This is a genomic window from Amycolatopsis camponoti, from assembly GCF_902497555.1.
GTDB classification, from domain to species: domain Bacteria; phylum Actinomycetota; class Actinomycetes; order Mycobacteriales; family Pseudonocardiaceae; genus Amycolatopsis; species Amycolatopsis camponoti.
Map to the genome: position 1 here is coordinate 2,549,218 of NZ_CABVGP010000001.1, position 26,308 is coordinate 2,575,525.

Sequence of the window (26,308 nt, forward strand, 5' to 3'; positions counted from 1 at the left end):
TACAGAAAGGAAGCTCATGTCCCCAGAAGCTCCGCCAGGAGCCCGCACGAGGCCGCGTCGTGCCCGATCGGTGGTCACGGTCACCCTCGCGGTCGCCACCCTCGGCGCCTCCGCGGTGGCCGCGGTCCCGGCCTCGGCGCAGCAGCCGATCGGGGTCGGTCCGGTGCCGATCACGTTCCACATGAAGGACGACAACGGCAAGTGGTTCGACTCCGGGCTGAATCTGTTCGGCGACCAGTCGCTCGCCGTGGCCGAGATGCCCCGCCTCGGCACGCTGGGCGGCCTTACGACCGGCGGTGAGCTGTCCAGCCTGCTGAACTCCGACCTCGCCGGCGCGGTCGGCAACCTGACGCAGAACCTCCTCGGCCAGGTCCCGCTGCTCGGTTCGCTCGGCGGTGAGCTCGGGAAGGCGCTGAACCTCGACAGCACCCTCTCCGCCGTGAAGTCGATCGGAGCGACCAACCGGCAGGCCGCGCCGGCGGCGGCGAAGGCGGAGAACCTGCTCGGGCAGTTCGGCCAGCAGCTGACCACGATGCGAGCCGACCAGCCGATCAACCTGAGCTCCCTGCCGGTCGGCCTGGACCTGCAGGGTGCGCTCAACGACCTGGCCCGGTTCGCCGTCAAGGGCCCGCCCGTGACGGTGAACTTCGTGGTCGACCCGAAGGAGTCGACCGGTGCCCGGAACCCGATGGGCCTGATCGCTCCCGAAGGGGCGGAAGGCTTCCCCTACGACATGCCCGGCGGCGCGTTCTTCGGGCAGCGGTCGATCCAGCTGACCGAGCCCGGCCTGTACGCGTTCACCGACATGGTGACGCCGTACATGCTGGGCGCCGTCGTGGTCGACGACCCGCTCACCATCGGCCTCGACTTCGGCAAGGCATCGATGGTGAACTCGCGCAACCTGGTCGTCCCGACCAACTCCGACATCGTCAACCGGCTGGTGAACACGTTCTTCAACATCACCAACCCGAACAACTGGCAGCAGTTCAAGCCGGACTCGGAGAACAAGTTCGACGCGATCCAGCCGCCGGTGCCGATCCTGCAGTACGACGCGGCGGGCAACCCGGTCCTGATCCCGAACCTGGATGCCTACTTCGACAAAAAGTTCTCCTACCCGAAGACCCTGTCGAAGGGCAACCAGTTGCCGGCGACGCCGGGTGTCGGCGAAGTGTGGATCGACACCGAGGTCGAGGAGTGGGCCGGCAAGAAGGCGGTCGGTTCGGCGACCAAGGTCAACGTCACGAACTGGACGGTCGACCGCAAGATCGGCGCCCCGTCGATCAACATGAACAACCCGCACAACATGTGGACCGACAAGGACTACAAGTACCTCTACCAAACGGAGTGGTTCTCCAACAAACTCGATGTGTTCGACCGGGAGACCGGCCAGTTCGTCCGGTCCACGCAGGTCGGCCAGAACCCGGCGCACGTGATGACCGAGACGGGCAGTGACAAGCTCGTCATCGGTATCAACGCCGGCAACGAGGTCGTCGAACTGGCGCCGGGCGGCACGAACGTGCTCCGGAAGATCACGGTCAGCCCGACCGGTGAGGTCCGGCACCCGCACGCGCACTGGACCAGCGCGGACGGCAAGACCGTGGTCACCCCGAACGTGATGACCAACAACGCGTCGGTGATCGACATGCCGACCGGCACCGTCCGGACCGAGAAGACGGGCCAGTTCCCGATCGCCTCGAGCATGTCCCCGGACTCCTCGAGGTTCTACACGGCGGACTTCCTCGGCGAATCGATCACCTGCGTTTCGCTCGCGGAAGCCGCTTGTGCGGACAACGGGCAGAAGGTGCACAGCAAGACGATCGACCTGTGGGCGAACTACAGCCCGCAGGACGGCCCGAAGAGCGGCGCGCCGTTCGGCGGGCTGATGATCCAGCTGCCGGTGAGCCCGGACGGCAAGGCGTTGCTCGGAGCGAACGTGTTGTCCCAGACGGTCACCGTGGTCGACCCGCGGACGAACAAGATCGTCAAGGACCTGCCGTGCACGGCGGGCTGCCACGGCATCAACTTCGGGGCCAAGAAGGGCGGCGGCTACTACGCCTACGTGTCGAACAAGTTCTCCAACGTCATGCAGATCATCGACGTCGACCCGAACGGCGACGGCAACATCGATGACGCGAAGGTCGCGGGCCAGCTGACCCTCGACCCGACGGCGGCGACCAAGATGGACGGTTCGATCGCCGGGAAGGCCGGCTACGGCGGCCAGGGCGTGCTGCCCATTCCGCTGGTCTACAACGGCTGGGCCCAGCAGAACCAGGGGAGCTGGCGGTCACAGCTGACCTGCCGGCAGCTCAACCCCATCACCCAGTCCGCCTGCTGACATCACGCGGTAGTGGTCCGGGGCCGGGACTTCACCCGGCCCCGGACCTCACCGTCGGAGGAGATCCCCATGGCGCACCGCCGGAAAGCCCTTCCCCGCACCTCGTTCGCATTGCTCACCGCCGTGCTCGGCGTGCTGGCGCTATCCCCGCCAGCGGCGGCCCAAGTGTCGATCGTGCCCGATCGCGTCGACGGCGGCGGCACGCACACCTTCGCCTTCCGGCTGGCCAACGAGCGGGCTGACACCAAGTCCACCCGGCTCGAACTGGTCTTCCCGCAGACCCCGCCGGTCGCCTACGTCAAGGTCGACCCGGCGCCGGGCTGGACCGCCACCGTCCGCCCGCGGCCGCTGAACCCGCCGATCGAGGTCGGCGGCAACGTGGTCCGCGAGGTCGCGGACGCCCTCGTCGTCGAGGGCGGCGCCGTCGCGCCGAGGCAGTTCGAGCAGTTCCTCGTCACCATGGGCCCGCTGCCCGCCGACGGGCGGCTGCTCTTCGAAGCGACGCAGACCTTCGCCAACGGCATGGTCGCGCACTGGAACCAGACGACTTCGCCCGCTCCGGCGATCACCTTCGGCACCGGCCCGGCCGCCCCCGCCGCGGAAACCGCCGGGCAGCAACCGGTTCAGGCCACCAACGATGCCGCGGTCCCGGTGGGCCAGGTGCCGCGGAGCACCGGCGGCCCGCCGTTCGCCGCGCTGTGGGGTGCGTTCGGCCTCGCGCTCGTCGTGATCGCTGCAGTCGGGTACCGGGCGCACCGCCGCCGGTTGCGCGCCCCCGCCGCGGAACCCGAGCCCGAACGCACGGAGGTGGGCGTCGAATGACGGCGGTGGAAGAGCGTCCTCGCGCCGCGGTCCCGCGGCGGCGCGACGGGGCCGGGCGGTTCGTCGCGCTCGTGCTCCTGGTCGCCGCCTGCTGGGGCGCGCTGCTCGCTGTGACCCCGTCGGCGACCGGGGACCCGGTGCTCCTGACGACGTCCCCGGGCAGCACCGAAGTGGTCAAGTCGCCGGACGCCGTCGTGCTGACCTTCGACCGGCCGGTGCCGGCCGCGCTGGCGACCGTGCGGATCCTCGACCCCGACGGCAGCCAGGTGGTCTTCACGCGACCGTCCCACCCGGACGGCCGGGAGGACACGATTTCCGTGCCCATGCCCGCGGAGCGCCACGAGGGCACCTACGCCGTGGCGTGGACCCTGCCGTCGAGCCGGCTGGAGCCGGTCAGCGGCTCCTTCACGTTCGACGTGTCGTACCCCATCCAGCCCGACGGTGTTCCCGAGATCGAGACGGCGCGCGACCCGGTCGTGGCGGCCGTCCACTTGACGGCGCGGACGCTGGCGGTCGCGGCGATGGTGGTGCTCGCCGGTCTCGCGTTCTTCGTCGCGTCGATCGGGCCCGCCGCCGCACTGGCCGGGGCGACCCGGTGGTGGATCAAGACCGCCTGGTGGCTGGTGGTCGGTGGCACGCTCGTCGCCCTGGTGTCGTTCGGCCCCTACGCGGCGTGGGTCCCTTGGCGTGCCGGGTTCGACCCGCGGCTGCTGGCGGGAGCCGTCGAGTCCGACGCCGGAAGAGCGCTGCTCGCCCGCTTGGCCACGCTCGTGCCCGCCACGCTCGGTCTCGCGCTGCTGGTGAAGAGTCCGCCCGCGGCCACCGCCGCCGACCGGCGGCTGCGCGGCGCGGCGGTGCTGGGCTGCGCGTCCGCGGTCCTCGCCACCTGGACCTTCGCCGATCCGCGGCCACCCGGCGCGCCGTCACCGCTCGCGCTGGCCGCGGACATCGGCCTGCTCGTCGCGCTCGCCGTGCCGGCCGGTGGCTTGGTGCTGCTGCGGTTCCCGGTCGCCCGCCACCGGCACCCGGTCTCCCGGTTCGCGCGGTCGGTGCTGGGGTGCGCGGCGCTGCTCGCCGTCGCGGGGACCGCCCAGGCGTGGACCGGGCAGCGCCTCGGCTGGCTCCCCGCCGGAGCCCTCGCGCTGGCGGCGGTGCTCGCCATCGTCGCCTGGCTCGTTCCGCGTCGCCCGGTGAAAGCGCGGCTCGGCGGCCGGATCGTCGCGGTGGCGGGATCGGCGGTGGTGATCACCGTGGCCACGGCGACGCTGCTCGCGCTCGACCCCGGCCAGAGCGCGCACGCGCAGGGCCCGGCGGGTCAGGCTCCGGCGGCGATCCGGCAGCAGGTCGCGCCGGCGCGGCTCGCGTACGACACCGGCGTGCTGGACCTCGTCGTCATCCCGGCGGCCGGCCGGCTCGACGTTCGTGTGTCGGTGCTGGGGCCGCGGAGCGCCGATACGACCGTGACCGCCGCGCTCGGCCCCACGCCGGTGCCGCTGGACCGCGCCGGATCCGGCTACTGGACGGGGCAGGCGAGCGCGCTCGGACCCGGCCGGTGGGAGCTCGCGCTGACGCTGCGGGCCGGCGACGGCCGCACGCAGACGGTCAAGCAGCCCATCGACGTCAGATGACCGCACCTTCCAGTCGCGCGGGAGCCGCCTTGTCTTCGACCTCCACCGCCCCCTCGCACCGGGCCACCCGGCCGTCGCCGCGGCCGCGGCTGAACACCGTCCTGCAGCTCGTCGCCCGGCGGCTGCACTTCCTGGCGGGCATCGTCGTGGCGCCCTTCCTCGCGGTGCTGTGCCTGACCGGGCTCGTCTACGTGTTCAGCCCCCAGATCCACGACAGCCTCTACCGGTCCGACCTGCACGTGAACCAGGTCGCCGAGGTGCAACGTCCCCTCGCCGAGCAGGTCCGGGCGGCGCTCACGGCACACCCGGAGGCGACCCTCAAGTCCGTTCTCACCCCACCCGCGGCCGACCGCACCACGCGCGTGGTGCTGGCGGTTCCGGGTCCGGCCGGGACCGCGGACCGCACGGTGTTCGTCGACCCGTACACCGGGTTGATCAACGGCGAGCTGACCACGGTCGAGAACCGGCTGCCCGCGAACACCTGGCTGCGCCAGCTGCACGGCAACCTCCAGCTGGGCACGCCGGGCCGGATCTACGCCGAGCTCGCCGCGAGCTGGGTACCCTTCGTCGCCGTGGGTGGCCTGGTGCTGTGGCTCGCCCGCACGCGCCGGAAACGCCCGGTACGCGAAGTGCTCCTGCCGTCCACCCGGGACAAGACGGGATGGACGCGGCTGCGGGCGATCCACGGTGCCGTGGGCTTGTGGCTCACCGCCGGACTGCTGCTGGTGGCCGTCACCGGGCTCGTCATGAGCCAGTTCGCGGGCGGTCGCCCGGACGCGGCGGCCGACCCGATCCACCTGCGGGCCCCCGTGCTCACGGCGGCCCCGGTGCCGGTCCGGCCGGGCGCTGAGGCGATCGGTATCGACCGCGCGGTGGCGGCCGCCGAGGCCGCGGGACTGAGTGGCGAGCTGGCCGTAATCGCACCGCCGCGGCCGGATGTGCCCTACACCGCCACGGAAATCGCGGAGGGACTGCCGATCCACCGCGGTGCGGTCACGATCGACCCGTACACGGCGGAGGTGACTGAGCGGATCGCCTGGGACGACTACTCGCTGCCGGCGAAGCTCAGCGCCCTGGCGACCGAGTTCCACACCGGCACGCTGTTCGGGCCGGCGAACCAGATCGTTCTCGCGCTGGTGGCGGTCGCGACGCTCGTCCTGCTCGCGCTCGGGTACCGCATGTGGTGGATCCACAACCCGTACAAGGGGCGGTGGACGTCGTTGCCCCGGCCGGTGTGGCGGCAGCTGGCCGGCGGCCCGCTGATCGCGGTCCTGCTCGGGATCGCGCTGCTGGCGTGGGTCCTGCCGATGGCCGGGGCGAGCCTGGTGGTGTTCGTGGCGGTGGACGCGGCGTTGAGCTGGTTCAAGCGACGCTCGGCGTAGGTCCCCGCCGTTCTCCGAAGTGGCGGCGAACGCTGCGCGCCGTCGCGATCAAGGCTGCGAAGTGTCTTCCTGGCGCGTTCAGCGATCCGCGGTGAACCGGGAAGGTCCCGGCAGAGCCGGGTGAGGCTGTCGCCGGTGCTCGGGACCTTTCCGCTCGGCTGGACGAGGGCCGCGCCGGCCGCATGGGGGTGTAGTTCGGCCGGCGCCGGTGATCACTGTGGTTCGCCGAACCAGTGGCCGAGTGCCGGTTCGAGGTCGTCGGGGTTGCCGGCCCAGCACACGTACCCGTCCGGGCGGATCAGCATCGGTTCGGCCTCCGCGCCCCGGCCCGCGCGGTCCACGCGGCCCGGCCAGAGGGCGGCGAGCTTGGCGAACCGGTCGGCCGGGTCGATCAGGACGCCGCGTCCGCGCCGCAGCAGCTTGTGTGACCGGAGCGGGCCGAGGTCGTGATCCGGCGCCGGCAGGCCGACGCTCGGGTGGTCCTCGGCGCCCGGCATGGGGTAGCGGATGCCCATCCCGGACAGCATGTCGTCGAGGTGGTACTGCACCGCCGGCAGGTGCGTCAGGGCCGCGAACAGTTCCTTGGCGGCGACCAGATCCGGGTCGCCGGTGCCCTGCTGGTCCATCAGCAGGCTCTGCGCCTGGACGTTGCGCAGCACGGCGGCCGCGACCGGGTGGCGTTCGGCGTGGTAGGTGTCGAGCAGGTGTTCCGGGGCCCAGCCGTGCACGGCGGCACCGAGCTTCCACCCGAGGTTGAGCGCGTCCTGGATCCCGGTGTTCATGCCCTGCGCACCGATCGGGAGGTGGACGTGGGCGGCGTCGCCCGCCAGGAACACCCGCCCGTGCCGGTACCGCGCGGCCTGGCGGGCCGCGTTGGTGATGCGGCGGGCGTAGCGCAGGTCCAGCAGCCGCACCCGGGAGCCGAAGACGGCGCGCAGGCCGTCGCGGATCTCGTCCTCGGTGACCGGAGCCTCGCGGGGCAGTGACCGGCCCGGCCCGCCCAGCGAGAGCCGGCGCAGTGGCCTTCCCTGCGGATCGGTGCCGAGCGGGAACACCGACACCCAGTGCCCGTCCGCGCTGCGGGCGTGCGTCATCGCCAGGTCCTCGCCGCCCAGCCGCACGTCGGCGGCGACGGTGGTCATCGTGCCCGGCCGGCCGGGGAACTCCGCTCCCAGCAACGACCGCACCGTGCTGCGGCCGCCGTCGGCGGCGACCAGGTACCGGGAGCGGACGACGCCGCCGTTCGCGAAGGTCGCGGTGACCCCGTCGCCGTCCTGGGCGACGCCGATCAGCTCGTGGTCGCGCCGCACGGGGATGCCCCGGGCGGCAAGGTGCTCTTCGAGGAATCCCTCGATCGCCACCTGCGGGATGGACCGCCACGGATGCCGGTGCCGCTCCCGGGTGAGCGGGAGCGTGATCCCGGCGAAGTGGGCGGTGCCGATCGGGAAGTTTCCCGTCGCCAGCAACGGTTCCAGCAAGCCACGCTGGTCGAACGCCTCCTGCGTGCGCGACTGCACGCCCCCTGCCTTCGACAACGTGCTGCGCTGCGCCAGCTTGTCGACGAGCACGGCCGACACTCCCGCCAGCCGCAGTTCGTGGGCCAGCGTCAGGCCGGTCGGTCCGGCGCCGACGACGAGCACCTCGGTATCCATGGTTTCTCCCCTGGTTGTGCCGATCAGGACGAGAGCAACGTTCCGTCCGCCGACCCGACTGCGCCAGGAACAGACTCGACATCGCTGATATCCGACGTCGACTAGGCTTGAGCCGGTGGAATCCGACTACGACGAGCTGGACCGTCGGCTCGTGCACGCCTTGCAGGTCAACGGCCGGGCCCCGTTCAGCACGATCGGCGAGGTGCTCGGCGTGTCGGATCGCACCATCGCCCGCCGGTACGCCCGGCTGCGGTCGGCGGAAGCGGTGCGGGTGATCGGTGGGGTCGACCCGACGGCGCTGGGCGCGGTGCTGTGGTTCCTGCGGGTGCGCTGCGCGCCCGCCGCGTCGGTCCCGGTCGCCGAGGCGCTGGCCCGCCGCCCCGACACGTCCTGGGTGAGCATCACCTCCGGAGGCACCGAGATCAGCTGCACAGTCCTTACCGAGAGCGAAGCCGACAGCGAGGCATTGCTGCTGACCAAGCTGCCCCGCACCCCACGCGTGGAGGGCGTGACCGCACACTCGGTGCTGCACGCGTACTACGGCGGCCCGGACAGCCTGGTCGCCAAGCTCGGCTCGCTGGACGAAGCGGCGATCGAGCGGCTGCGCCCGCCGCCGGTGCCGCACCGGCCGGGGCCGGTGCGGCTCGACGACGGCGACCGCAAGCTCCTCGCCGCGCTCGCCGCCGACGGGCGGGCCGAGTTCGAGCACCTGGCCGCGGTGACCGGCTGGTCGCCCACCACGGTCCGGCGCCGGATGGCCGAGCTTCGCGAACGCGGGGTGCTGTACCTGGACATCGACGTCGACGGAAGCCTGTTCGGGGTCGGCACCCGCACTCTTCTCTGGCTGTCGGTCGCTCCCGCACACCTGGAGGAGGCCGGCGCGGCCCTGGCCGGGCATCCGGAGATCGCGTTCGCCGCCGCCACGACCGGGCCGACGAACCTGTACGCGAGCGTGGTGTGCGCGAACCAGCGGGAGCTGTACCGCTACCTGACCACCCGGGTGGCCGCACTGCGTGCCATTACGCACATCGAGACCGCGCCGGTGATCAAGACCGTCAAACGCGCCGCCACCAGGACCTGACGACCGAGCCGCACGCATCGGCGTGCCGGAAGCAAGAACGCTTCACCCGGCCGCGCACGCATACCGGGCCACGCGCCGGGTACACGCGAGCATGACGTCGATCGGATACTTCCTGTCTTGTGAGCAGTACGGTCCGCGCGAGCTCGTCGCCCAGGCGCGAGCGGCCGAGGCGGCCGGTTTCGAGCGGCTGTGGATCTCCGACCACTTCCACCCCTGGAACGACGAGCAGGGGCAGAGCCCGTTCGTCTGGTCGGTGATCGGCGCGCTGTCGGAGGCGGTCTCCCTGCCGGTGACGACCGCGGTGACCTGCCCGACGATCCGGCTGCACCCGGCGGTGATCGCCCAGGCGGCGGCGACCGCGGCGGTGCAGCTCGACGGCCGGTTCGTGCTCGGGGTGGGGTCGGGGGAGGCGCTCAACGAGCACGTTCTCGGTGACCCGTGGCCGTCGGTGGGGGAGCGGCTGGCGATGCTCGAGGAGGCGATCGAGGTCATCCGCGAACTGCACGCGGCGGGTATCCGGGGCGAGGCGGTCAGCCACCGCGGGCCGCACTACCGGGTGCAGGAAGCCCGGATCTACACGGTGCCCGACCGGCCGGTGCCGATCTACGTCTCCGGTTTCGGGCCGCAGGCCACCGAGCTCGCCGGCCGGATCGGGGACGGCTACTGCACCGTCACCCCGGACGCCGACCTCGTTCGCGCGTTCCGGGAGTCCGGCGGGGGCGACAAGCCGGTGCAGGCGGGGATGAAGGTGAGCTGGGACGCCGACCCGGAGGCGGCGCTCGACGTCGCGCACCGGCTGTGGGCCAACGACGCCTTGCCGGGCCAGCTCGCGCAGGTGATGCCGCGGCCGCAGGACTTCGAGGCGGCGATGGAGCTGGTGCCCCGCGACGCCGTCGCCGAGGCGATCGTGTGCGGCGACGACCCGAAGGCCCACGTGGACCGGGTCCGCCAGTACGTCGAAGCCGGGGTGGACGAGGTGTACGTCCAGCAGATCGGGCCGGACCACGACGCGTTCTTCCGGGGGTGGCAGGAGCATGTGCTCCCGGAGTTCCGCTGAGCCGTGACCGTTCTCGAGTTTTCGGTGACACCCGGCCGGCTCAGCTGCGTGACCACCGCTGGTTCGCGGCGCCGGTGCAGGGCCAGATGACGAACGGGGTGCCGTTCGTCGTCCCGTGACCGGTCACGTCGAGGCACTTGCCGGAGCCGACGTTGACGACCGCGCCGCCCGCCTGGACCCGCCACTGCTGCGTGGCGGCGCCCGTGCAGTCGTGGATCTGGATCGCCGTTCCGTCCGCGGTGGCGCCGCCGGCGGTCTCGAGGCACTTGGTGTCGAACACCTTGAGCTGGTTGCTCGTGGTGGACGTCCACGCCTGGTTGGTGCCGTTGTTGCAGTCCCACAGCGCCGGGACGGTGCCGTCGGCCTGGTTCGCCGCGGGGACGTCGGCGCACTTGCCCGACTCCTGCCCCTTGAGGATGCCGGCGGTGTCGCCGCGCGCCCACTTCTGGTTCGCGCCGCCGTTGCAGCCCCACAGCACCAGCGCGGTCCCGGGGACCGTGCCGTGCCCGGTGGCGTCGAGGCACTTGCCCGACCCGGCGTCGACGACCGAGCCGTCCGCGGTGATCGCCCACTGCTGGGCGGTGCCGCCGGTGCAGCCGGAGATCCGGACGGGGGACCCGTCGGTGGCGCCGCTCGCGTCCAGGCACTTGGTGCCGTAGACCATCAGCTGCTTGGCCGGGGTCGCGGTCCAGCTCTGGTTGGCGCCGCCGGTGCAGTCCCAGAGGGCGATGGCGGTGCCGTCGGTCTGGCTCGCCGCCGGAACGTCCGCGCACAGGCCGGATTCCTGGCCCTTGAGGATGCCGCCGTAGTTCCCGTCCGCGTTCGGGGTGACGGAGAAGTTGTCGAAGAGGTTCGTCTGGTACCCCACGACACCGACGCCGGCGAGGCCGGTGGTGAACGCCGTGTCGGTGACGGCGCCGAGCGTGGCGCCGTCGAGACTCGCGGTGATCCGGTTGCCGCTGAAGCCGAGTTTGATGTTGTGCCAGGTGTTCAGGCCCAGCGCCGCGTGGGAGCCGGACGCGAGGGTGGTGAGGACGCCGCCGCTGCTGTTCTTCGCGATCGACCACGCGCCGGTGTCGGCGATGCGCAGCTGGTAGGCCGCTTGGTGGCTCTGCGGGCGGTTCTGGGTGCCGGCCCGGCCGAGCAGCGTGACGGTGCCGGCCTGCTGCAGGTCGACGTCCGTGCCGACGGTGTAGTTGCTCCACTGTGGATCGCCGACGAGGGTGAAGGCGTCGCTGTCGTCCTGCCAGTTGATCGGGCGGACCGGCGCGACCTGCTGCAGGCACTGCCCACCCCGGCCGGCCGCGCACGGCCGGACCTCGTACGAGCCCTGCATGTCGGAGAAGTACTTGGCGGCGCTGCGCGTGCTGTAGCCGTCGAAGTCGTCCGAGTAAGGCAGGCTCAGGTTTCCGGCCGCCGGGCTGGTCGCGGTGCCCTTGCCCTGGCCGGTGGTCGTGGTGACCGAGTAGATCCGGTTCGGTTGCAGGGTCAGGGAATACGTTCCCGACGCCGGGGTGACGTCGGCCTGCTTCACGAAGTGGTCGGCGGGGTTCGACGACCCCAGGTCGGTGGACCAGACGTGCACGGTGCCGGTGTTCAGCCCGCCCGAGGCGGTGACGTTCACGGTCTGGGCGGCGCTCGCGCCGGTGGTTTCGTAAATGGTCGAGTAGTCGGTGCCGTTCGCTGCCCGCAGGGAGATATAGCTGCCGTTCGCGCGGTTGCCGCCGAGGTAGCCGCTCGCCGAGCCGGTGAGGAACTTCCAGCCGGGCTGGGTGAACTGGGCCACCTGCGCGTTGGCCCACAGGTTCTTCCCGAGCTGGTAGGCGCCCGACCACGGGGTGTTCGCGGTCGCGAGGCCGACCGTGCTGTAGGGCAGGTTCGAATACAGCGCGGCCACCAGCGGCCAGTTCATGAACCCGGTCATCTGGCCGTCGAGGTAGCCCCGGGTGATGGTCCGGATGTAGGCGGCGGAACCGGTGTTGAAGTCCTGGGAGCCGAATTCGCTGGCCCACAGGGGTTTCCCGGTGGAGACGGCGTTCGCGGACGACGCGCACGTCGTCGCGTCCGAAAGGTAGCCGCACGGGTAGTGCGAGCCGACGACGCCGACCGCGGCGTTGAAGCCGCTGTCGGACAGCATGTCGTCGGCGGTGTTCCAGCTGCTGTCGTCGCCGACGATCTGCACGGCGCCGTAGCCGCGGGAGTTCAGCGCCGCGCGCAGGTTCTTGTACCAGGTCTTGTCGTGGCCGCGTTCGTTCCAGCCGCCGAGGTAGCCGATCGTCAGCCCGTGCCGCTTCGCGCAGTCCAGCCAGGAGATGTCGTAGTCGATCATGTCCTGGGACCAGAAGTTCCCGCCGCCGACCCAGCCCGGCGCGGCCCAGGGCAGCGCCACCAGCTTGATCCCCGGGTTGCGGGCGACGGCCTGTTCGCCGAGCCAGAACTCGTAGCCCGCGTTGCAGTCGATGTCACCGCGCACGTGCTGGTGGCTGGGTTCGGAACCGTCGGTCGAGTTCGCGTCGCCGCCGATCTCCAGTTTCAGCAGCTGGACGGCGGCACCGTAGCCGGGCTTGAACAGGTAGTCGAGGATCTGGGCCCGTTGCGCGGGCGGGTAGTCGATCAGCAGGCGCGAGTTGCCGCCACCGCCGCTGATCGCGCCGACGCCGTCGAAGGTGCGCCCGGTGCTGCCGCCGTCGACGGCGATCGTGGTGGTGGCCGCGCCGGCGGGTGCCGCGGTCGCCCCCAGGGTCGTCGTGGCGAGCAGGACGGGCAGGAGCAGGCGGAGGAGCGTGGAGCCGCGCATGGAGTACTCCTTCGAGGCCTCGGCGGTGAGGAGCTCAGGAGGTCGACGGTAGCGTTCGCCTGATCATTGGTGAAGCCGCCGAAGGTTCCGGCCGGGGAGGTTGTCCGGCGGTTTGTCCAGTTGTGCACCGGCTGCTGTTGTATGGTGTGTCATATATCAGAGCGCTTGCCCGGTCCGGTCTGGGTCTCTCGGCGCGTCGGCGGACTTCACCTCCCAGTCCTCTGGAGGCCCAGTGGAATTCGATCGTCGCACGGCGTTGGCCCTCGGCACGGTGGGCGTGGCGACGGCGGGCCTGTCGACGTTCGGAGTCACTTCGGCGGGCGCAGCCCGTGCGGCACTCGCCGGTCCGGTGACCGAAACCCTGCTCCTGACCGGCGCCGACGCCGACCACACCGTCGACTGGGAGTTCCAGGTCACGGCCGGACGGCGCGCGGGGGAGTGGAGCACGATCCCGACGCCGTCGAACTGGGAGTGCCACGGCTTCGGCAGCTACCACTACGGAGGGGACCTCGTCCCGGCGGAGAAGGGGAACTACCGCCACCGGTTCACGCCGCCGGCGTCCTGGGCCGGGCGCCGGATCTTCCTGGTTTTCGAAGCCGCCATGACCGACGCCGACGTGTGGGTCAACGGCCTCTCCGCCGGGCCGGTGCACCAAGGCGGCTTCTACCGCTTCCGCCACGACGTGACGGATCTGCTGAGGCTCGGCGAGCCGAACCTCCTGGAAGCGACCGTCAGCAAGGAATCGGCGGACAACTCGGTGAACGACGCCGAGCGCCGCGGTGACTTCTGGAACTTCGGCGGGATCTTCCGGCCGGTGACGCTGGAAGCCCATCCGGCCGCGCGAATCGACCGCGTCGCGATCGACGCCCGCGCGGACGGGACGTTCGCCGCCCACGTCACGCTCGCCGGGGTGACCGGGGCGGCCCGGCTGACGGCGCAGCTGCGCCGGCTCGACGGTACGGCCGTCGGCGACGCCTTCTCGGTAGCCGTGGCGAGCGGGGCCACCGGCGCGGACCTGACCACCACCGCGGACCGGCCTCCCCTGTGGACCGCCGAAACGCCGAACCTCCACCAGGTCGAGCTGACCCTCGTGAACTCCGGCGGGACTCCGTCGCACAGCACCGTCGAGCGCTTCGGCTTCCGTACGGTCGAGGTCCGGGCCGGTGACGGCATCTACGTCAACGGCCAGCGGATCGTCCTCAAAGGAGCGAACCGGCACACCTTCTGGCCGACCTCCGGCCGGGCCTCGAGCCCGCGCCTCGCCCGGCTGGACATCGGGCTGATGAAGGACATGAACATGAACGCCGTCCGGATGTCGCACTACCCACCGGACGCGTACTTCCTCGACCTCTGCGACGAACTCGGGCTCTACGTCCTGGACGAGCTGACCGGCTGGCAGCGCCGGTACGACGAGGGTGTCGGGGCTCCGCTGGTCAAGGCCCTGGTGGAGCGCGACGTCAACCACCCGTCGATCCTGTTCTGGGACAACGGCAACGAAGGCGGCTGGAACACCGCGCTGGACGACGACTTCGGCCGGTACGACCCGCAGCGGCGGGCGGTACTGCACCCCTGGACGACCTTCAGCGGCGTCGACACCAGCCACTACCAGACCTACAGCAGCACCGCGAGCAAGGCCGCCGGCGCCACGATCTTCATGCCGACCGAGTTCCTGCACGGCCTTTACGACGGCGGCGCCGGAGCCGGCTTGAACGACTACTGGAAGCTGATGGGCGGGTCGCAGCGTTCGGCGGGCGGCTTCATCTGGGCACTCGTCGACGAAAGCGTCGTGCGTGACGACCGCGGCGGGGCCCTCGACACCAACGGCAGCCGCGCTCCCGACGGCATCCTCGGCCCGTACCGTGAAAAGGAAGGCAGCTTCTTCACGATCAAGGACATCTGGTCACCGGTCCAGCTGGCCAATTCCGCTTACTACGACTCGGTTTTCCCGGCGTCGTTCGACAAGACCGTGAAGCTCGTCAACCGCTACGACTTCACGAACCTCCGGACGTGCCGGTTCGGCTGGCAGCTGCTGGCGTTCCCCGCGCCCGGTGCGGGGCCCGGTCACCAGGTGCTCGCCGAAGGCCGGGCGGCGGCCCCGGACGTCGCGCCGGGGGCCACCGGCGCGGTGACGCTCGGCCTGCCCGCCGACTGGACCGGGGCGGACGCACTGCGGCTGAGCGTGACCGATCCGGCCGGCCGGGACATCGCGGGCTGGACGTGGCGCGTCCGCAAGGCGCCGGACCTCGCCGCCCGCCTGGTCCGCCCGGCGACCACCGGGAGCGTCGTCATGACCGAGACCGCCGTCGACGTCACGCTCGTCGCCGGGGCCACCCGGGTCACCATCGGCAAGGCCGACGGCCGGCTGACCGGCGCGCGCCGCGCCGGCTCGCCGGTGTCGCTGGCCAACGGTCCCGCCCCGGCCGGCGGCGCGGCCGCCCTGACCGGGTTCAGCCACTTTCGCGACGGCACCGGCTGGGTCGCGCAGGCGGACTACAGCGGCGACCTGACGTCCGTGCGCTGGCGGCTGGACGCCAACGGCTGGCTGCGGCTGGAGTACCGCTACCGCGCCACCGGCGACCACGACCACCTCGGCGTGAACTTCGACTACCCCGAGGCGAACGTGCGCGGCCTGACCTGGCTCGGGGACGGGCCGTACCGCGTCTACAAGAACCGGCTGCGCGGGGTGCGGCCCGACGTCTGGCACAAGCCGTACGACGACACCGCGACCGGGGCGAGCGGGTTCGCCTACCCGGAGTTCAAGGGCTACCACGCCCGGACCTGCTGGGCCGTGCTGGACACCACCGAAGGCGCGATCACGGTGGTCGCCGCGGAGGAGGGCCTGTACCTGCGGTTGTTCACCCCGGCCGTGGGTCCCGACCCGCAGAACGCCGTGGTGACCTACCCGGCCGGCGGAATCTCGCTGCTCGACGGGATTTCCCCGATCGGCAACAAGTTCCACGGCGTCGCGGCGCTGGGCCCGGAGAGCCGCCCGAACGCCGCCACCGGCGACTACCACCGCACCGTGTACTTCCGCTTCGACGCGTGAAGTCCGCCCACAGCGAAAGGCCGAGAATGTTCCCCTCGAGTTCCCGCCGGTGTGTCCTGGCCGCGGTGATCGCCGCCGTCGCCGCGGTGGCGGTGGTCGTGCCCGCGGCCACCGGGGCTTCCGGGTTCACGGTGACCGGCGTGGCGTCCGGACGGTGCCTCGACGTCGTCGGCAACAGCACCGCGGCGAAGACGCGCGTGAACATCTACGACTGCAACGGCCAGGCCAACCAGGCGTGGACGTTCACGGCGGCGGGCGAGCTGCGGGTGTACGACGGCGCGATGTGCCTCGACGTCGCCCACGCGAGCACGACGTCCCCGGCCGACGCCCAGATCTACACCTGCAACGGCGGCGCCAACCAGAAGTGGCGGATCAACGCCGACGGCACGATCACCGGGGGGCAGTCGGGCCTCTGCCTGGACGTCACCGGGGCGGCCACCGCCAACAGCACCCTGGTCGGCATGTACACCTGCACCGGCGGAGGCAACCAGAAGTGGCGGACCACGCTCGGTGACACCCAGCCGCCGAGCGTGCCGGGCGACCCGCGGGTGAGCGACCTGGTCTGCGACGCCGTGACGTTCGCGTGGAACGCGTCCACCGACAACGTGGGCGTGGCGTTCTACGACGTCTACCACGACGGACAGCTGATGAAGTCGGTGAGCGGGAGCACCCTGTCGACGAGCCTGACCGTGGTCGGCGGCGTGACCTGGGGCCTGTACGTCAACGCACGGGACGCGGCGGGCAACGTCTCGCAGGCCAGCACGACGGTCCCGATCACGCCTCCGCAGTGCCAGCCGGACGACCAGGCGCCGACCGCGCCCACGAACCTGACCGGCGCCGCCTCCGGCACGACGGTGACCCTGGACTGGGCCGCGGCCACGGACAACATCGGCGTCCGGGCTTACGACGTCTACCGCGGCGGCGTCAAAGTCGGTGCGGTCACCGGCACCGCCACCGCGCCGCCCGCGACCACCTTCGTCGACAGCGGCCTGGCGGCGAACACGAGCTACGAGTACTCCGTCGTGGCGCGGGACGCGCAGGCGAACGTCTCGCCGCCCAGCGCGACCACGACCGTGACCACCGGCGCGGCCTGTGGCGACTCCGTGTGCGCGGTGACGCAGATCGCCGCCGACACCGACATCCCGTGGGGCCTGGTGACGCTGCCGGACGGCACGATCCTCTACACGCGGCGCGACGCCCACGACATCGTCCACCTGAACCCCGCCACCGGCGCCAAGACGTCGGTGGGCACGGTCCCCGGGGTGGACAACACCGACGGTGAGGGCGGCCTGCTCGGCTTGGCCGTCTCGCCCGGGTTCGCCGCCGACCACTGGCTCTACCTCATGCACACCTCGCCGTCCGACAACCGGATCGTGCGGATCAAGCTGGCGGACGGCCAGCTCGACACGGCATCGGAGCAGGTCCTGCTCAGTGGGTTGCTGCGCAACAAGTTCCACAACGGCGGCCGGCTGCGCTTCGGTCCCGACGGCAAGCTCTACGCCACCACCGGCGACGCCCAGAACGGCGACAACGCCCAGAACAAGGCGAGCCTCAACGGCAAGGTCCTGCGGCTGAACCCGGACGGCAGCGTGCCTGCGGACAACCCCTTCGGCACCTACGTGTGGAGCTACGGCCACCGCAACCCGCAGGGACTCGCGTTCGATTCCCAAGGACGGTTGTGGGAACAGGAGTTCGGCAACTCGGTGATGGACGAAACCAACCTCATCACCAAGGGCGGCAACTACGGCTGGCCGGCGTGTGAAGGCACTTCGGGGACGTGCAGCACCGCGGGCTTCATCGCACCGAAGCGGACGTACTCGACGGCGGAAGGCTCCTGCTCCGGCATCGCCATCGTCCGCGACGTGCTCTACGTCGCCTGCGAACGCGGCACCCGGATGTACCGGGAGGTGATCAGCGGAAGTGACCTGACCGACGTCCAGGCGTACTTCAACGGCACCTACGGGCGGCTGCGCACGGTGGAACCCGCACCCGACGGCGGCTTGTGGCTGACGACCACCAACAACGGCGACAAGGACAGCATTCCCGACAACAGCAACGAGAAGATCTTCCACGTGACCCTCGGTGGGGCCTCGGTCGCGAGGACAGCGGCACCCGTCAGGAGCCGTTAGTCGCGGACGGCGGCTGGGGGAGTTGCCTGGTTCGCCGCTTCGTCCGGATCGTGGGGGAGCTGTTCGATCTGCTGGGGCTCGACCGTCGGCGACCGGCGGCATGTATAGTCCGCCGCATGCGCGGGATCATCATTCCTCGGCGCGCCGGCTGAACCAGGTCGCCGGCGTGCCGAATGTCGTGCGCCGCCTCCGGAGACCTGGTCCGGATCTTTCCCAGAATCCGCCTGAGGAGATCCGCCATGACTCACACCGCTGCCGTCAGCCCACGCCCGGAGCCGGTCACCAGCCGGACCACTGAGGCCGCCGCCGAATTTCCGTTGCACCGCACCGTCGCGGCGCACGTGGTCGGCGGTCTTGCCGGCGTCCTGCGCGTCGTCAGCCTGCTGCACAGCCGCCGCTACCCGGTGCGCAACCTCAGGATCGACGTACGCGACGGCGTGGTCGAAAGCCGTGTCGAGTGCACGGTCTGGCTCACCGCGACGGCGACCGCGCTGCTGCTGGAGAGGCTGAACCGGATGCCGGCCGTCGTGTCGGCCGAAAACGTCTGACGACCACGACGGGAGCCGGATCCCGGCGTCACCGCCCGGCTCGTGCGCGGACGTCGGCGATCCCGGTCAGGACGGCGGTGGCGAACGCCGCGGGGCGCACGATCGGGACGTCGTGGTCGTCCGGCAGCTCCAGAACCCGGGCCCCGAGCTGGTCGGCGAGCTGCCGTTGCGAACGAGGGGCGCAGACGGTGTCCTGGGTCGTCAGGACGACGGCCGCGGGTGTCCGGCGCAACGCGGCCACTCGATCGCGCAGGTCGTAACGGCCGACCGCGCGTCCCATCGTGAACACGCCGGTGACCGGCGCGCGGGTCAGCTCGGTGTGGAACCACGACCACCGAGCGGCGAGATCCGGCGACGTCCGTCTGCTCAGACCGAAGTAGCGCGGGGAAATCGACCGGCCGAACCCCAGCCGGGCGAGCGGGGCACCGGCGGCGATCAGGCGCCACACGGTCCGGTCGCGCAAGCTCTGCCGGTAGCTCAAGGCCGTCGCGGCCAGCACCAGCCCGGCGACCAGGTCCGGCCGGGCCAAGGCCAGGTGCAGCCCCACCGGGCCACCCAGGGAGTAGCCGCACGCGATGACCTTTTCGATGCCGAGGAAGTCGAGCAGCGCCGCGGCGTCCTCGGCGACGTCCTCGATCTCGAACGGGCGCCCGCTCGCCAGACCCCTCCCGTGTCCCCGCTGGTCGTGGCCCACGAACGGGATCCCCGCGGCCGCCAGCTCGGGCATCACGCCGAAGTAGTTGACGTCCAGCGACCAGGACCAGCCGTGCAGCAGGAGAACCGGTGGCCCGGTGGTGCCCGGCGGCCGGTGCTCACGGACGAAGAGCTCGCCCTTGCCCGGCAGGGTGAGCAGGCGCCCGGGCGGCAGTCCCGGATCCCAGGACCGGCCGTTCGCCTCGACGCGGGTCGAACCGAGGGCGGCGAGCAGACGTCGTCGCAGCCGGCGGGCAGCATCGTCCATGGCGGGGAACGTTACTGGCAAGTGGTCAATAGTCAATTTCCGTTTCGCCACGCGGTCAGAGCAGGTCGATCGCGCGGAGTACGAAGAACGCCGCCGTTCCGAGCACGAGTACGGCGACCACGATCAGCGCGACGACGGCCGGGGCCCGCGAGGGAATCGGCTGGGGGTGGGACAAGCCCGAGGTCTGGCCGGCATCGGGAGGGGTGTCACCCGGGGCGACCGAGCCGCCGGGTTCGAGACCGGGAGCGTCCTCGGGCTCCGGCCCGGGCGCGGTCACGAGAACGCCTGTACGGGGTCCACCTGCTGTTTCGTGCCGAACCCGGTTCGGGTCTGTTCGTCGTCCATGCCCGGACGGGTACCCCGGTGGCCCCGCTTAACCGCTCACCTTCCGGCCGCGGCCGGAAAACCGCCCGTTCGGGCGGCCAGCCGGTCGAGCAGCGCGATCCGGCCGTGGTTGGGCACCGAGCGCAGCGGGTGACCGGCCAGACCCCACCGGCGCAGGAGGGTGTTCGCGGCGGTCCAGCCGGTGGTCGCCGCGCGTTCCATCAGGGCGACCGGCAGGTCGACGCGGATCGCGTCACCGGCGAGGAGCAGGCCGGGCTGAGGTGTCTCGACCGTGGGCCGGTGGGCGAAGCCGCCGACCGGGAACAGCGGGCAGTCCTCGCGGACCAGGGTGCTCGCGCCGACCACACGGGCGTCGGCGGTCTCGGGGTAGAGCCGGTGCAGGAGCTTGTCCAGGTCGTGGGCGACCCGGCCGGGGTCGTCGCCGGCGGCGTAGGCGTGCAGTTCGACGACCGAGCCGTGGTGCCGGCGGGCCCATCGGCGCGCTTCCCCTTCGTACCGGTCCAGGACGCTGATGTTGTCCAGCGGCCGGAGACCGCCGGTGCCGAGGAACGCGGCCCGGGTCGCGTCGACGGGCCGGTCGAGCCACAGCCGGCGCACCACGAAGGGGGGAGCTGTGCGCAGCCGGGCCACCCTCGCGCGCCAGTCCTCGGTGCCCAGCCCCGGCGACCCGGCCACGACGCGCCGCAGTCCCGGCACGTCGCAGGCGAGGACGACGGCGTCGAAGAGCTCGCCGTCGACGAGGAACCCGCCGGGGCGCGGCTCGACGGCCGTGACGGACACCCCGGTGCGGAGGTCGGCGCGCCGCGAGGTGAGGTACTCGCCCAGCGGGTCCCAGAGTGCCCGCGGGAAGGGCTCGGCCGGCACGTCGAAGAGCAGGCCTTCGGCGGAACCGAGGAAGTACAGGTGGAACATCGTCGCCAGCTCGGCGGCCGACAGCTCGGCCGGGTCGGCGAAGAAGCTGCGGGAGAACACCTCGAACGCCAGGTGCCGGGCCGCGACGGGGAAGTTGATCGCGCTCAGGAACGTCGCCGCGTCGACGTGGTCGAGCTGCTCGTAGACCCGGGGCACGCCGACGCCGGCCAGGGGCAGCGCGCGTCGGCCGTCGAGGCGCAGCAGGTCGCGAGCCCGGAACGTGGGGCTGCGCAAGGCGAACGCCAGCGCGTTCAGCGGCGGGGTGCGCGGCAGCCCGGCGAAGGTGTCCGTGCGGCCGAGCGCGTCGACCAGCGGGTAGTCCGGCACCGGCGTGAGCCGCCGCAGCCCGGGGTCGGTGCGGGCGAGCAGTGCGCGGAGGTTGTAGTACTGGCGGAAGAACGCGTGGAAGCCGCGGCTCATCGTGACCCCGGTGCCGTCCGGCAGGCGCTCGGCCCAGCCGCCGGCCCGCCCGCCGAGGTACCGCTCGCGCTCGAACACCGTGACCTCGACGCCGCGCTCGGCGAGGCCGGTCGCGGCGGTCAGCCCGGCGATGCCGCCCCCGACCACGGCGGCACGCGGACGGCGGCCGAGCGCCCCGGCGTCCGGGAGCCCCGGGGACGCGGGGTGGAGCTCGGCGCGGCGGTCGCGGACCGGCGTCACGGCCGGGTGCCCAGGACGGTGTGGACGATCCCGCGTGCCCAGCCGGGCATCGTGCCCGTGCGGACGTCGGTGAAGCCGGCGTGCGTGAGCCGCGCACAGAGGTCGGCGACGCCGTCGAAGGCGAGGACGCTGCGGCGCAGGTGCCGGTACAGCGTCGCGTCGCCGGTGGCGAGCCGGCCCAGCGGGATCACGACGGCGCCGCACACCGCGTTCCACACCCAGCGGGCGCGCCGCGAGTCCCGCACCGAATACTCGTGGAGCGCGATGCGGCCGCCCGGGCGCAGCAGACCGTGCAGTTTCGCCAGCTGGGCGTCGGGATCGGCGAGGTTGCGCACCAGGTAGGCGGCGAAGATCGCGTCGAAAGGCCGCGCGGCTGTCAGGTCCTCCACCGGCGAGTGGACGAACCGGACGTCCGCCGGCCACTGTTTCGCGCGCGCCCGCCCCAGCATCCCGGCGGACGCGTCGATCGCGGTGACGCGCGCGCCCGGCGCGGTCCGCAGCAGCGCGGCGGTCGACGCGCCGGTACCGCAGCCGGCGTCGAGGACGTGCAGCCCGGCGCCCCCGCCGGGCAGCCCGAGGCGGCGGGCGGAGATCCGGAGGTCGCGATGGTAGCCCGGGTTGGCGCCGACGAGCCGGTCGTAGGCCGCGGCGCCCCCGTCGAACGCGGACGGTACCTCGGCTCGCGGCAAACCGGTGCGGGACAACGGGCTCATGCACTGTCCTTTCGGGACTGGGCACCACGTTCCCACAGCAGCAGGACCGCGGTGACCATGGCGTAGCCGAAGAGGAAGTCTTCGACCGGGATGTCCCAGGGGAACCGCCACCCGGTGATGCCTTCGGGTGCGTACCGGACGATCGGAGCGGAGAGCTTGGTCAGCCAGCCGTCCACCGGGACCTGGAAGGCGGTCACGATGGCCATCGTGACCCAGTAGGCCGGCCGGCGCAGCAGCCCGGTCCGCAGGACGAGCAGCTCCGCGGCGACCACGACGAGCACGGCGGCGACGGCGGGAACCGTGTAGCCCCAGGGCATCAGCGCGGCACCCGCTCCCGGCGGCGCAGCAGCCGCGTGACGACCCGGCCGGTCAGCTGCACGGCCTCGTAGGTCAGCAGCCCGCAGATCGGGACGACGACGAAGAACAGCACCTCTTCGAGCGGGATCCCCAGCGGGACGCCCACGCCGGTGACGAAGGCGGGGTCGAAGTCCCATACGCCGGCGGTGATCGCGACGGCGTCCCAGACCAGGAACACCGCCGCGACGGGCAGCACGGCGCGCGCCAGCAGCCGCGGCCGCCGGTACACCCGGGCGCCGGCCAGCTCCAGCGGCAGCGTCACGACGACGCAGGCGGCGAGGACCAGCAGGTACTCCAGCTTGCCCATCTCAGGCCACCGCCACCGGGTGGCGGTGCCGCGCCCACCGCGCGCGGACGAGCGCGTCGCCGGCCGCCAGCAACCGGCGGTGCCGCGGCACGCGGGCGCGTCCGCCGAAGACGTTGAAGCCCGCGGCCTCGATGCGGTCGAGGATGCCGCCGTAGAGCGTGAACGCGGTCTCCACGCACGGCCGGGACGCCGGGTGCAGCATCGCGATCCCCGGCCGGGCCTCGGCGTAGATCCGGCGCGTCCGCGCGACCTGACCGGCGAGCGCCCGCCGGACCCGGGGATCGAGCCTCCGGGCGCGGGCGCACCACCGCAGCCGGTCGCGGTCGACGCCGTCCGCGGCGAGCTCGTCGGCCGGCAGGTAGACGCGTCCGCGGCCGAGGTCCTCGGCGACGTCGCGCAGGAAGTTGGTCAGCTGGAACGCCTTCCCGAGCGCGGCGGCGCGCGGGGCCGCCTCGGCGCGGGCGACGACGGTGCCGAGCACCGGCAGCACCTGCAGCCCGATCACCTCGGCCGAGCCGTGCACGTACTCGTCGAGCGCGGCCCGGGTCGGGTAACCGGTGACGGTGAGGTCCATGCGCATGGACGCGAAGAACGCGCGGAAGTGCGGCTCGGGAATGGCGTGGCGGGACACGGTGTCGAGGACCGCGGTCAGCAGCGGGTCGTCGCTGTGGCCGGCCGCGAGCTCGGCGAAGAAGCGCCGCTCGACGTCGTGCAGGGTGATGGCGATGCTCTCCGGGGTGGCGCCCGGTTCCGGCTCGTCGACGAGGTCGTCGAGGCGGCGCGCGAACGCGTAGAGCGCGTGTACCGCCGGGCGCTGGGCGGGCGAAAGCATGCGGGTGGCGAGGAAGTAGGTCCGGCCGTGCCGGGCGTTGACCTCCCGGCACCGCCGGTAGGCCTGGCGCAGCCGCGGGTCGGTGATGCCGGCGGCGTCGAGCTCGCGGTGCGTCATCGGGCTCCCTTCGCGGCGAGATCGACCGTGGTGTCCGCGGTGCGACGGGTCCCGGTGATCCGGTCCGCGGCCAGCCGGCCGGAGAGCAGTACCGTCGGGACGCCGACGCCGGGGACGGTCCCGCCGCCGGCCAGCACCACGTTCTCCGTGCCGGGTGGCAGGTTCCGCGGGCGGAACGGTCCGGTTTGGACGAACGAGTGCGCGTAGCTGAACGGCGTGCCCGCCACCAGCCCGCGGCGGGCCCAGTCCGCCGGGCTCAGGACGTGGGAAAGCTCCGGGGTGAAGCCCGGCAGCAGCCGCGATCGGACGTGCTCGAGGACCTCGTCGGCGTACGGCCCGGCCTCGACGTCCCAGTCGCGCGGACCGCGCTCGAGGTTCGGCACCGGCGCGAGGATCGAGAACAGCTCCTTGCCCGGCGGAGCCAGCGACGGATCGGTCGCCGTGGGGCGGGTGATCAGCAGGGAGGGGTCGCTCATCCGCCGTCCCTCGGTGATCAGCTCACGGAACGTCGAGCGCCAGCCGTGCCCGAAGGAGATCGTGTGGTGCCCGGGCGGGTGCTCCACGGGACCACCGGCGTGCAGCACGAGCGCGGACGGCGCCGGGCGCAGCGGCACCGGACGCCGTGGCGTGCGGCCGAGCAGCCGGTAGCTCTCGGGTGGTTCGGTGGTCAGGACGACGGCGTCGGCTTCGATCCGGTCACCTCGGCTCGTGTGCAGGGCGGTGACCCGGGTTCCGCGGCGTTCGAGCGCCGTCACGGCCGCGCCGAAGCGGAACTCGACCCCGGCGCCGGTCGCCGCCTGAGCCATCGCCCGCGGGACGGCCGCCATGCCGCCTTCGGGGAAGTACACGCCGCCGACGGTGTCCATGTAGGAGATGACCGCGTACAGCGCGAGAGCCCGCATCGGCGATTCCCCGGCGTACAACGCCTGGAAGGTGAAGACCCGCTTGAGCCGTTCGTCGGTCAGGAAGGCGCCGATCCGGGTGTCCAGGCGCCGGAAGCCGCCGAGCGCCAGGAGGCGGGCGAGGTCGGGGGAGAGCAGTCCGAGCGGCGAGTCGAAGTTGGTGGCGACGAACCGGTCGAACTCGGCGCGGTGGAGGCGGGTCAGCCAGTCGCGCAGCCGCCGGTAGCCCGCCGCCTCGGCCGGGCCGGCGAAGTCCCGCACGGCGTCGGTCATCCGGTCGCCGTCGGAGAAGACCGGCAGGCTCGAGCCGTCGGCGAACCGTGCGGTGTAGGCGGGGTCGAGCCGGGTCAGCCGCAGCCGGTCGGCCAGGTCCGCGCCCACCGCGGCGAAGGCGTCGCCGAGGATCTCCGGCATGGTCAGCACCGTCGGGCCGGTGTCGAGCCGGTAGCCGGCGAGGTCCACCCGCCCGGCCCGGCCGCCGGGCCCGGGGTCGCGCTCGAGGACGACCACCGAGCGGCCCCGCCCGGCCAGGTGCAGGGCGGCCGAGAGCCCGGCCAGCCCGGCGCCGACGACCACCACGCGGTCGGTGCGGCCGCGGACCGTCCTCATCGGACCCGCTCGGTGCAGCGCAGCGCCAAGGAGGTCAGCGCGTCGGCCGGCTGCTGGGGGAGGCCGGCGAGGTCGAGCACCTCGAGCGCGTGCCGGACCCGGTCGTCGGCGAACTTCTCCAGCTGGTCGCGGGCGCCGGTCGCGGTGATCAGCCGCTGCCAGCGCTCGACGGCGGCGGCGTCCACGACGTCGAGGGCCAGCAACTCCGCCAGCTCGGCGCGCTGCGGGCGGCCGGCCAGCTCGGCGGTGAGCACGACGACGGTGGAGGCCTTCCGCTCGCGCAGGTCGTCACCGATCGGCTTGCCGGTGACGGCCGGGTCGCCGAACACCCCCAGCAGGTCGTCGCGGAACTGGAACGCCTCCCCGACCAGGCCGCCGTACGTGCCCAGAGCCGCGCGGACGCGCTCGTCGCACCCGGCCAGCGCGGCGCCGAACTCGAGCGGGCGGCGCACGGTGTAGTTGCCCGACTTGCGGCGGACGACGTCGAGGACGTCACCCCACGGGGGCAGTGCGCGGGCGTCGTTCACCAGGTCGTCGAGCTGACCGACGGCCAGTTCGGAGCGCAGGTGGTCGTAGACCGGCCAGCCGCGGGCGAGCACCTCGGCGGGCAGGCCGCATTCGCGCAGCAGCTGCTCGGACCAGACGAGGAACAGGTCGCCGGCGAGGATCGCGGCCGACTCGCCGAAGCGCGTGGCGGAGCCGCCGAGCTCCCTTTCGGCGTGCCAGCGGGCGAACGTGACGTGCAGCGCCGGACGGCCGCGACGGCGTTCGGAACCGTCCATGACATCGTCTTGGGCCAGCGCGAAGCAGTGCAGCAGTTCGAGCGCCGACGCGGCCCGCAGTGCCGCTTCGTCGTCCGGCTTGCCGCACCGCCAGCCGGCGTAGGCGAACAGCGGCCGCAGGAACTTCCCGTCCGCCACGAAGTCCGGCAGCGCGGTGACCGCCGCGGTGGTCGCGGCCCGCCCGGTGAAGTGCTCCCGCACCCGGTCGCCGACGAACTCCCGCACCGCGTCGACGCAGTGGCGGGCCAGGTCGTCCAGCCAGGCGGCGGTCACGTCGGCGTCGGAGATCACTGTCATCCGGGCTCCTTCGGTCGACGCGGGACATTCGATACAC

General features: G+C 72.3%; 20 protein-coding genes. 9 read left to right on the top strand and 11 right to left on the bottom strand.

Annotation, left to right across the window (positions count from 1 at the left end):
• The first annotated feature begins 70 nt into the window (after positions 1 to 70).
• From AA23TX_RS12230 to AA23TX_RS12245, 4 genes are all read left to right on the top strand, one after another.
• The gene (locus AA23TX_RS12230) at positions 71 to 2,335 is read left to right on the top strand and encodes a YncE family protein (protein ID WP_155542650.1); all 2,265 of its coding nucleotides are present in this window, start codon (positions 71 to 73) and stop codon (positions 2,333 to 2,335) included.
• A gap of 69 nt (positions 2,336 to 2,404) precedes the next feature.
• The gene (locus AA23TX_RS12235; RefSeq protein ID WP_155542651.1) at positions 2,405 to 3,157 is read left to right on the top strand and encodes a DUF1775 domain-containing protein; all 753 of its coding nucleotides are present in this window, start codon (positions 2,405 to 2,407) and stop codon (positions 3,155 to 3,157) included.
• On the top strand, positions 3,154 to 4,785 hold the full coding sequence (locus AA23TX_RS12240; RefSeq protein ID WP_155542652.1) for a copper resistance CopC family protein: 1,632 nt from the start codon (positions 3,154 to 3,156) through the stop codon (positions 4,783 to 4,785). The genes AA23TX_RS12235 and AA23TX_RS12240 overlap by 4 nt, the downstream gene beginning before the upstream one ends.
• A 29-nt stretch (positions 4,786 to 4,814) precedes the next feature.
• Positions 4,815 to 6,167 (top strand): PepSY-associated TM helix domain-containing protein, encoded by a 1,353-nt coding sequence (locus tag AA23TX_RS12245; protein ID WP_230862443.1) that lies wholly within the window; start codon positions 4,815 to 4,817, stop codon positions 6,165 to 6,167.
• Positions 6,168 to 6,379: 212 nt separating this feature from the next.
• Here the strand turns inward: AA23TX_RS12245 and AA23TX_RS12250 are convergent, their stop codons facing one another.
• Complete coding sequence (locus tag AA23TX_RS12250) at positions 6,380 to 7,819, bottom strand: FAD-dependent monooxygenase (protein ID WP_155542654.1); 1,440 nt, start codon at positions 7,817 to 7,819, stop codon at positions 6,380 to 6,382.
• A gap of 115 nt (positions 7,820 to 7,934) precedes the next feature.
• Here AA23TX_RS12250 and AA23TX_RS12255 point away from each other — a divergent pair, with 115 nt between their 5' ends.
• Positions 7,935 to 8,900, top strand: a complete 966-nt coding sequence (locus AA23TX_RS12255; protein WP_155542655.1) for an Lrp/AsnC family transcriptional regulator — start codon at positions 7,935 to 7,937, stop codon at positions 8,898 to 8,900.
• 91 nt (positions 8,901 to 8,991) lie between these two features.
• Positions 8,992 to 9,957, top strand: a complete 966-nt coding sequence (locus AA23TX_RS12260; protein ID WP_155542656.1) for a TIGR03557 family F420-dependent LLM class oxidoreductase — start codon at positions 8,992 to 8,994, stop codon at positions 9,955 to 9,957.
• A gap of 40 nt (positions 9,958 to 9,997) precedes the next feature.
• Here the strand turns inward: AA23TX_RS12260 and AA23TX_RS12265 are convergent, their stop codons facing one another.
• Positions 9,998 to 12,754, bottom strand: coding sequence for a ricin-type beta-trefoil lectin domain protein (locus tag AA23TX_RS12265; protein ID WP_155542657.1), 2,757 nt, complete (start codon positions 12,752 to 12,754; stop codon positions 9,998 to 10,000).
• Positions 12,755 to 12,986: 232 nt separating this feature from the next.
• Between AA23TX_RS12265 and AA23TX_RS12270 the strand changes: the two genes are divergently transcribed.
• From AA23TX_RS12270 to AA23TX_RS12280, 3 genes are all read left to right on the top strand, one after another.
• Complete coding sequence (locus AA23TX_RS12270) at positions 12,987 to 15,800, top strand: glycoside hydrolase family 2 TIM barrel-domain containing protein (RefSeq protein ID WP_196425294.1); 2,814 nt, start codon at positions 12,987 to 12,989, stop codon at positions 15,798 to 15,800.
• A 26-nt stretch (positions 15,801 to 15,826) separates the two neighbouring features.
• Positions 15,827 to 17,929 carry a PQQ-dependent sugar dehydrogenase gene (locus AA23TX_RS12275; protein ID WP_155542658.1) on the top strand — a complete coding sequence of 701 codons (2,103 nt, stop codon included), beginning with the start codon at positions 15,827 to 15,829 and terminating at the stop codon, positions 17,927 to 17,929.
• Positions 17,930 to 18,168: 239 nt separating this feature from the next.
• Positions 18,169 to 18,477, top strand: coding sequence for a hypothetical protein (locus AA23TX_RS12280; protein ID WP_155542659.1), 309 nt, complete (start codon positions 18,169 to 18,171; stop codon positions 18,475 to 18,477).
• Positions 18,478 to 18,505: 28 nt separating this feature from the next.
• Here AA23TX_RS12280 and AA23TX_RS12285 read toward each other — a convergent pair whose 3' ends face one another.
• From AA23TX_RS12285 to AA23TX_RS12325, 9 genes are all read right to left on the bottom strand, one after another.
• Positions 18,506 to 19,438, bottom strand: coding sequence for an alpha/beta fold hydrolase (locus tag AA23TX_RS12285; protein WP_155542660.1), 933 nt, complete (start codon positions 19,436 to 19,438; stop codon positions 18,506 to 18,508).
• Positions 19,439 to 19,493: 55 nt separating this feature from the next.
• A complete protein-coding gene (locus tag AA23TX_RS12290) occupies positions 19,494 to 19,715 on the bottom strand; it encodes a DUF6480 family protein (protein ID WP_155542661.1) in 222 nt (73 codons plus the stop codon).
• A gap of 104 nt (positions 19,716 to 19,819) precedes the next feature.
• Positions 19,820 to 21,355, bottom strand: a complete 1,536-nt coding sequence (locus AA23TX_RS12295) for a hydroxysqualene dehydroxylase (protein ID WP_155542662.1) — start codon at positions 21,353 to 21,355, stop codon at positions 19,820 to 19,822.
• The gene (locus AA23TX_RS12300; RefSeq protein ID WP_155542663.1) at positions 21,352 to 22,068 is read right to left on the bottom strand and encodes a class I SAM-dependent methyltransferase; all 717 of its coding nucleotides are present in this window, start codon (positions 22,066 to 22,068) and stop codon (positions 21,352 to 21,354) included. The genes AA23TX_RS12295 and AA23TX_RS12300 overlap by 4 nt, the downstream gene beginning before the upstream one ends.
• On the bottom strand, positions 22,065 to 22,385 hold the full coding sequence (locus AA23TX_RS12305) for a lycopene cyclase domain-containing protein (protein ID WP_155542664.1): 321 nt from the start codon (positions 22,383 to 22,385) through the stop codon (positions 22,065 to 22,067). Before AA23TX_RS12305 ends, AA23TX_RS12300 begins: the two co-directional genes overlap by 4 nt.
• On the bottom strand, positions 22,385 to 22,732 hold the full coding sequence (locus AA23TX_RS12310) for a lycopene cyclase domain-containing protein (protein WP_155542665.1): 348 nt from the start codon (positions 22,730 to 22,732) through the stop codon (positions 22,385 to 22,387). Before AA23TX_RS12310 ends, AA23TX_RS12305 begins: the two co-directional genes overlap by 1 nt.
• A gap of 1 nt (position 22,733) precedes the next feature.
• Positions 22,734 to 23,681 carry a phytoene/squalene synthase family protein gene (locus AA23TX_RS12315; protein WP_155542666.1) on the bottom strand — a complete coding sequence of 316 codons (948 nt, stop codon included), beginning with the start codon at positions 23,679 to 23,681 and terminating at the stop codon, positions 22,734 to 22,736.
• Positions 23,678 to 25,192 carry a phytoene desaturase family protein gene (crtI, locus tag AA23TX_RS12320; RefSeq protein ID WP_155542667.1) on the bottom strand — a complete coding sequence of 505 codons (1,515 nt, stop codon included), beginning with the start codon at positions 25,190 to 25,192 and terminating at the stop codon, positions 23,678 to 23,680. The genes AA23TX_RS12315 and crtI overlap by 4 nt, the downstream gene beginning before the upstream one ends.
• Positions 25,189 to 26,271 carry a polyprenyl synthetase family protein gene (locus AA23TX_RS12325; protein ID WP_155542668.1) on the bottom strand — a complete coding sequence of 361 codons (1,083 nt, stop codon included), beginning with the start codon at positions 26,269 to 26,271 and terminating at the stop codon, positions 25,189 to 25,191. The genes crtI and AA23TX_RS12325 overlap by 4 nt, the downstream gene beginning before the upstream one ends.
• Between the last annotated feature and the right edge of the window lie 37 nt (positions 26,272 to 26,308).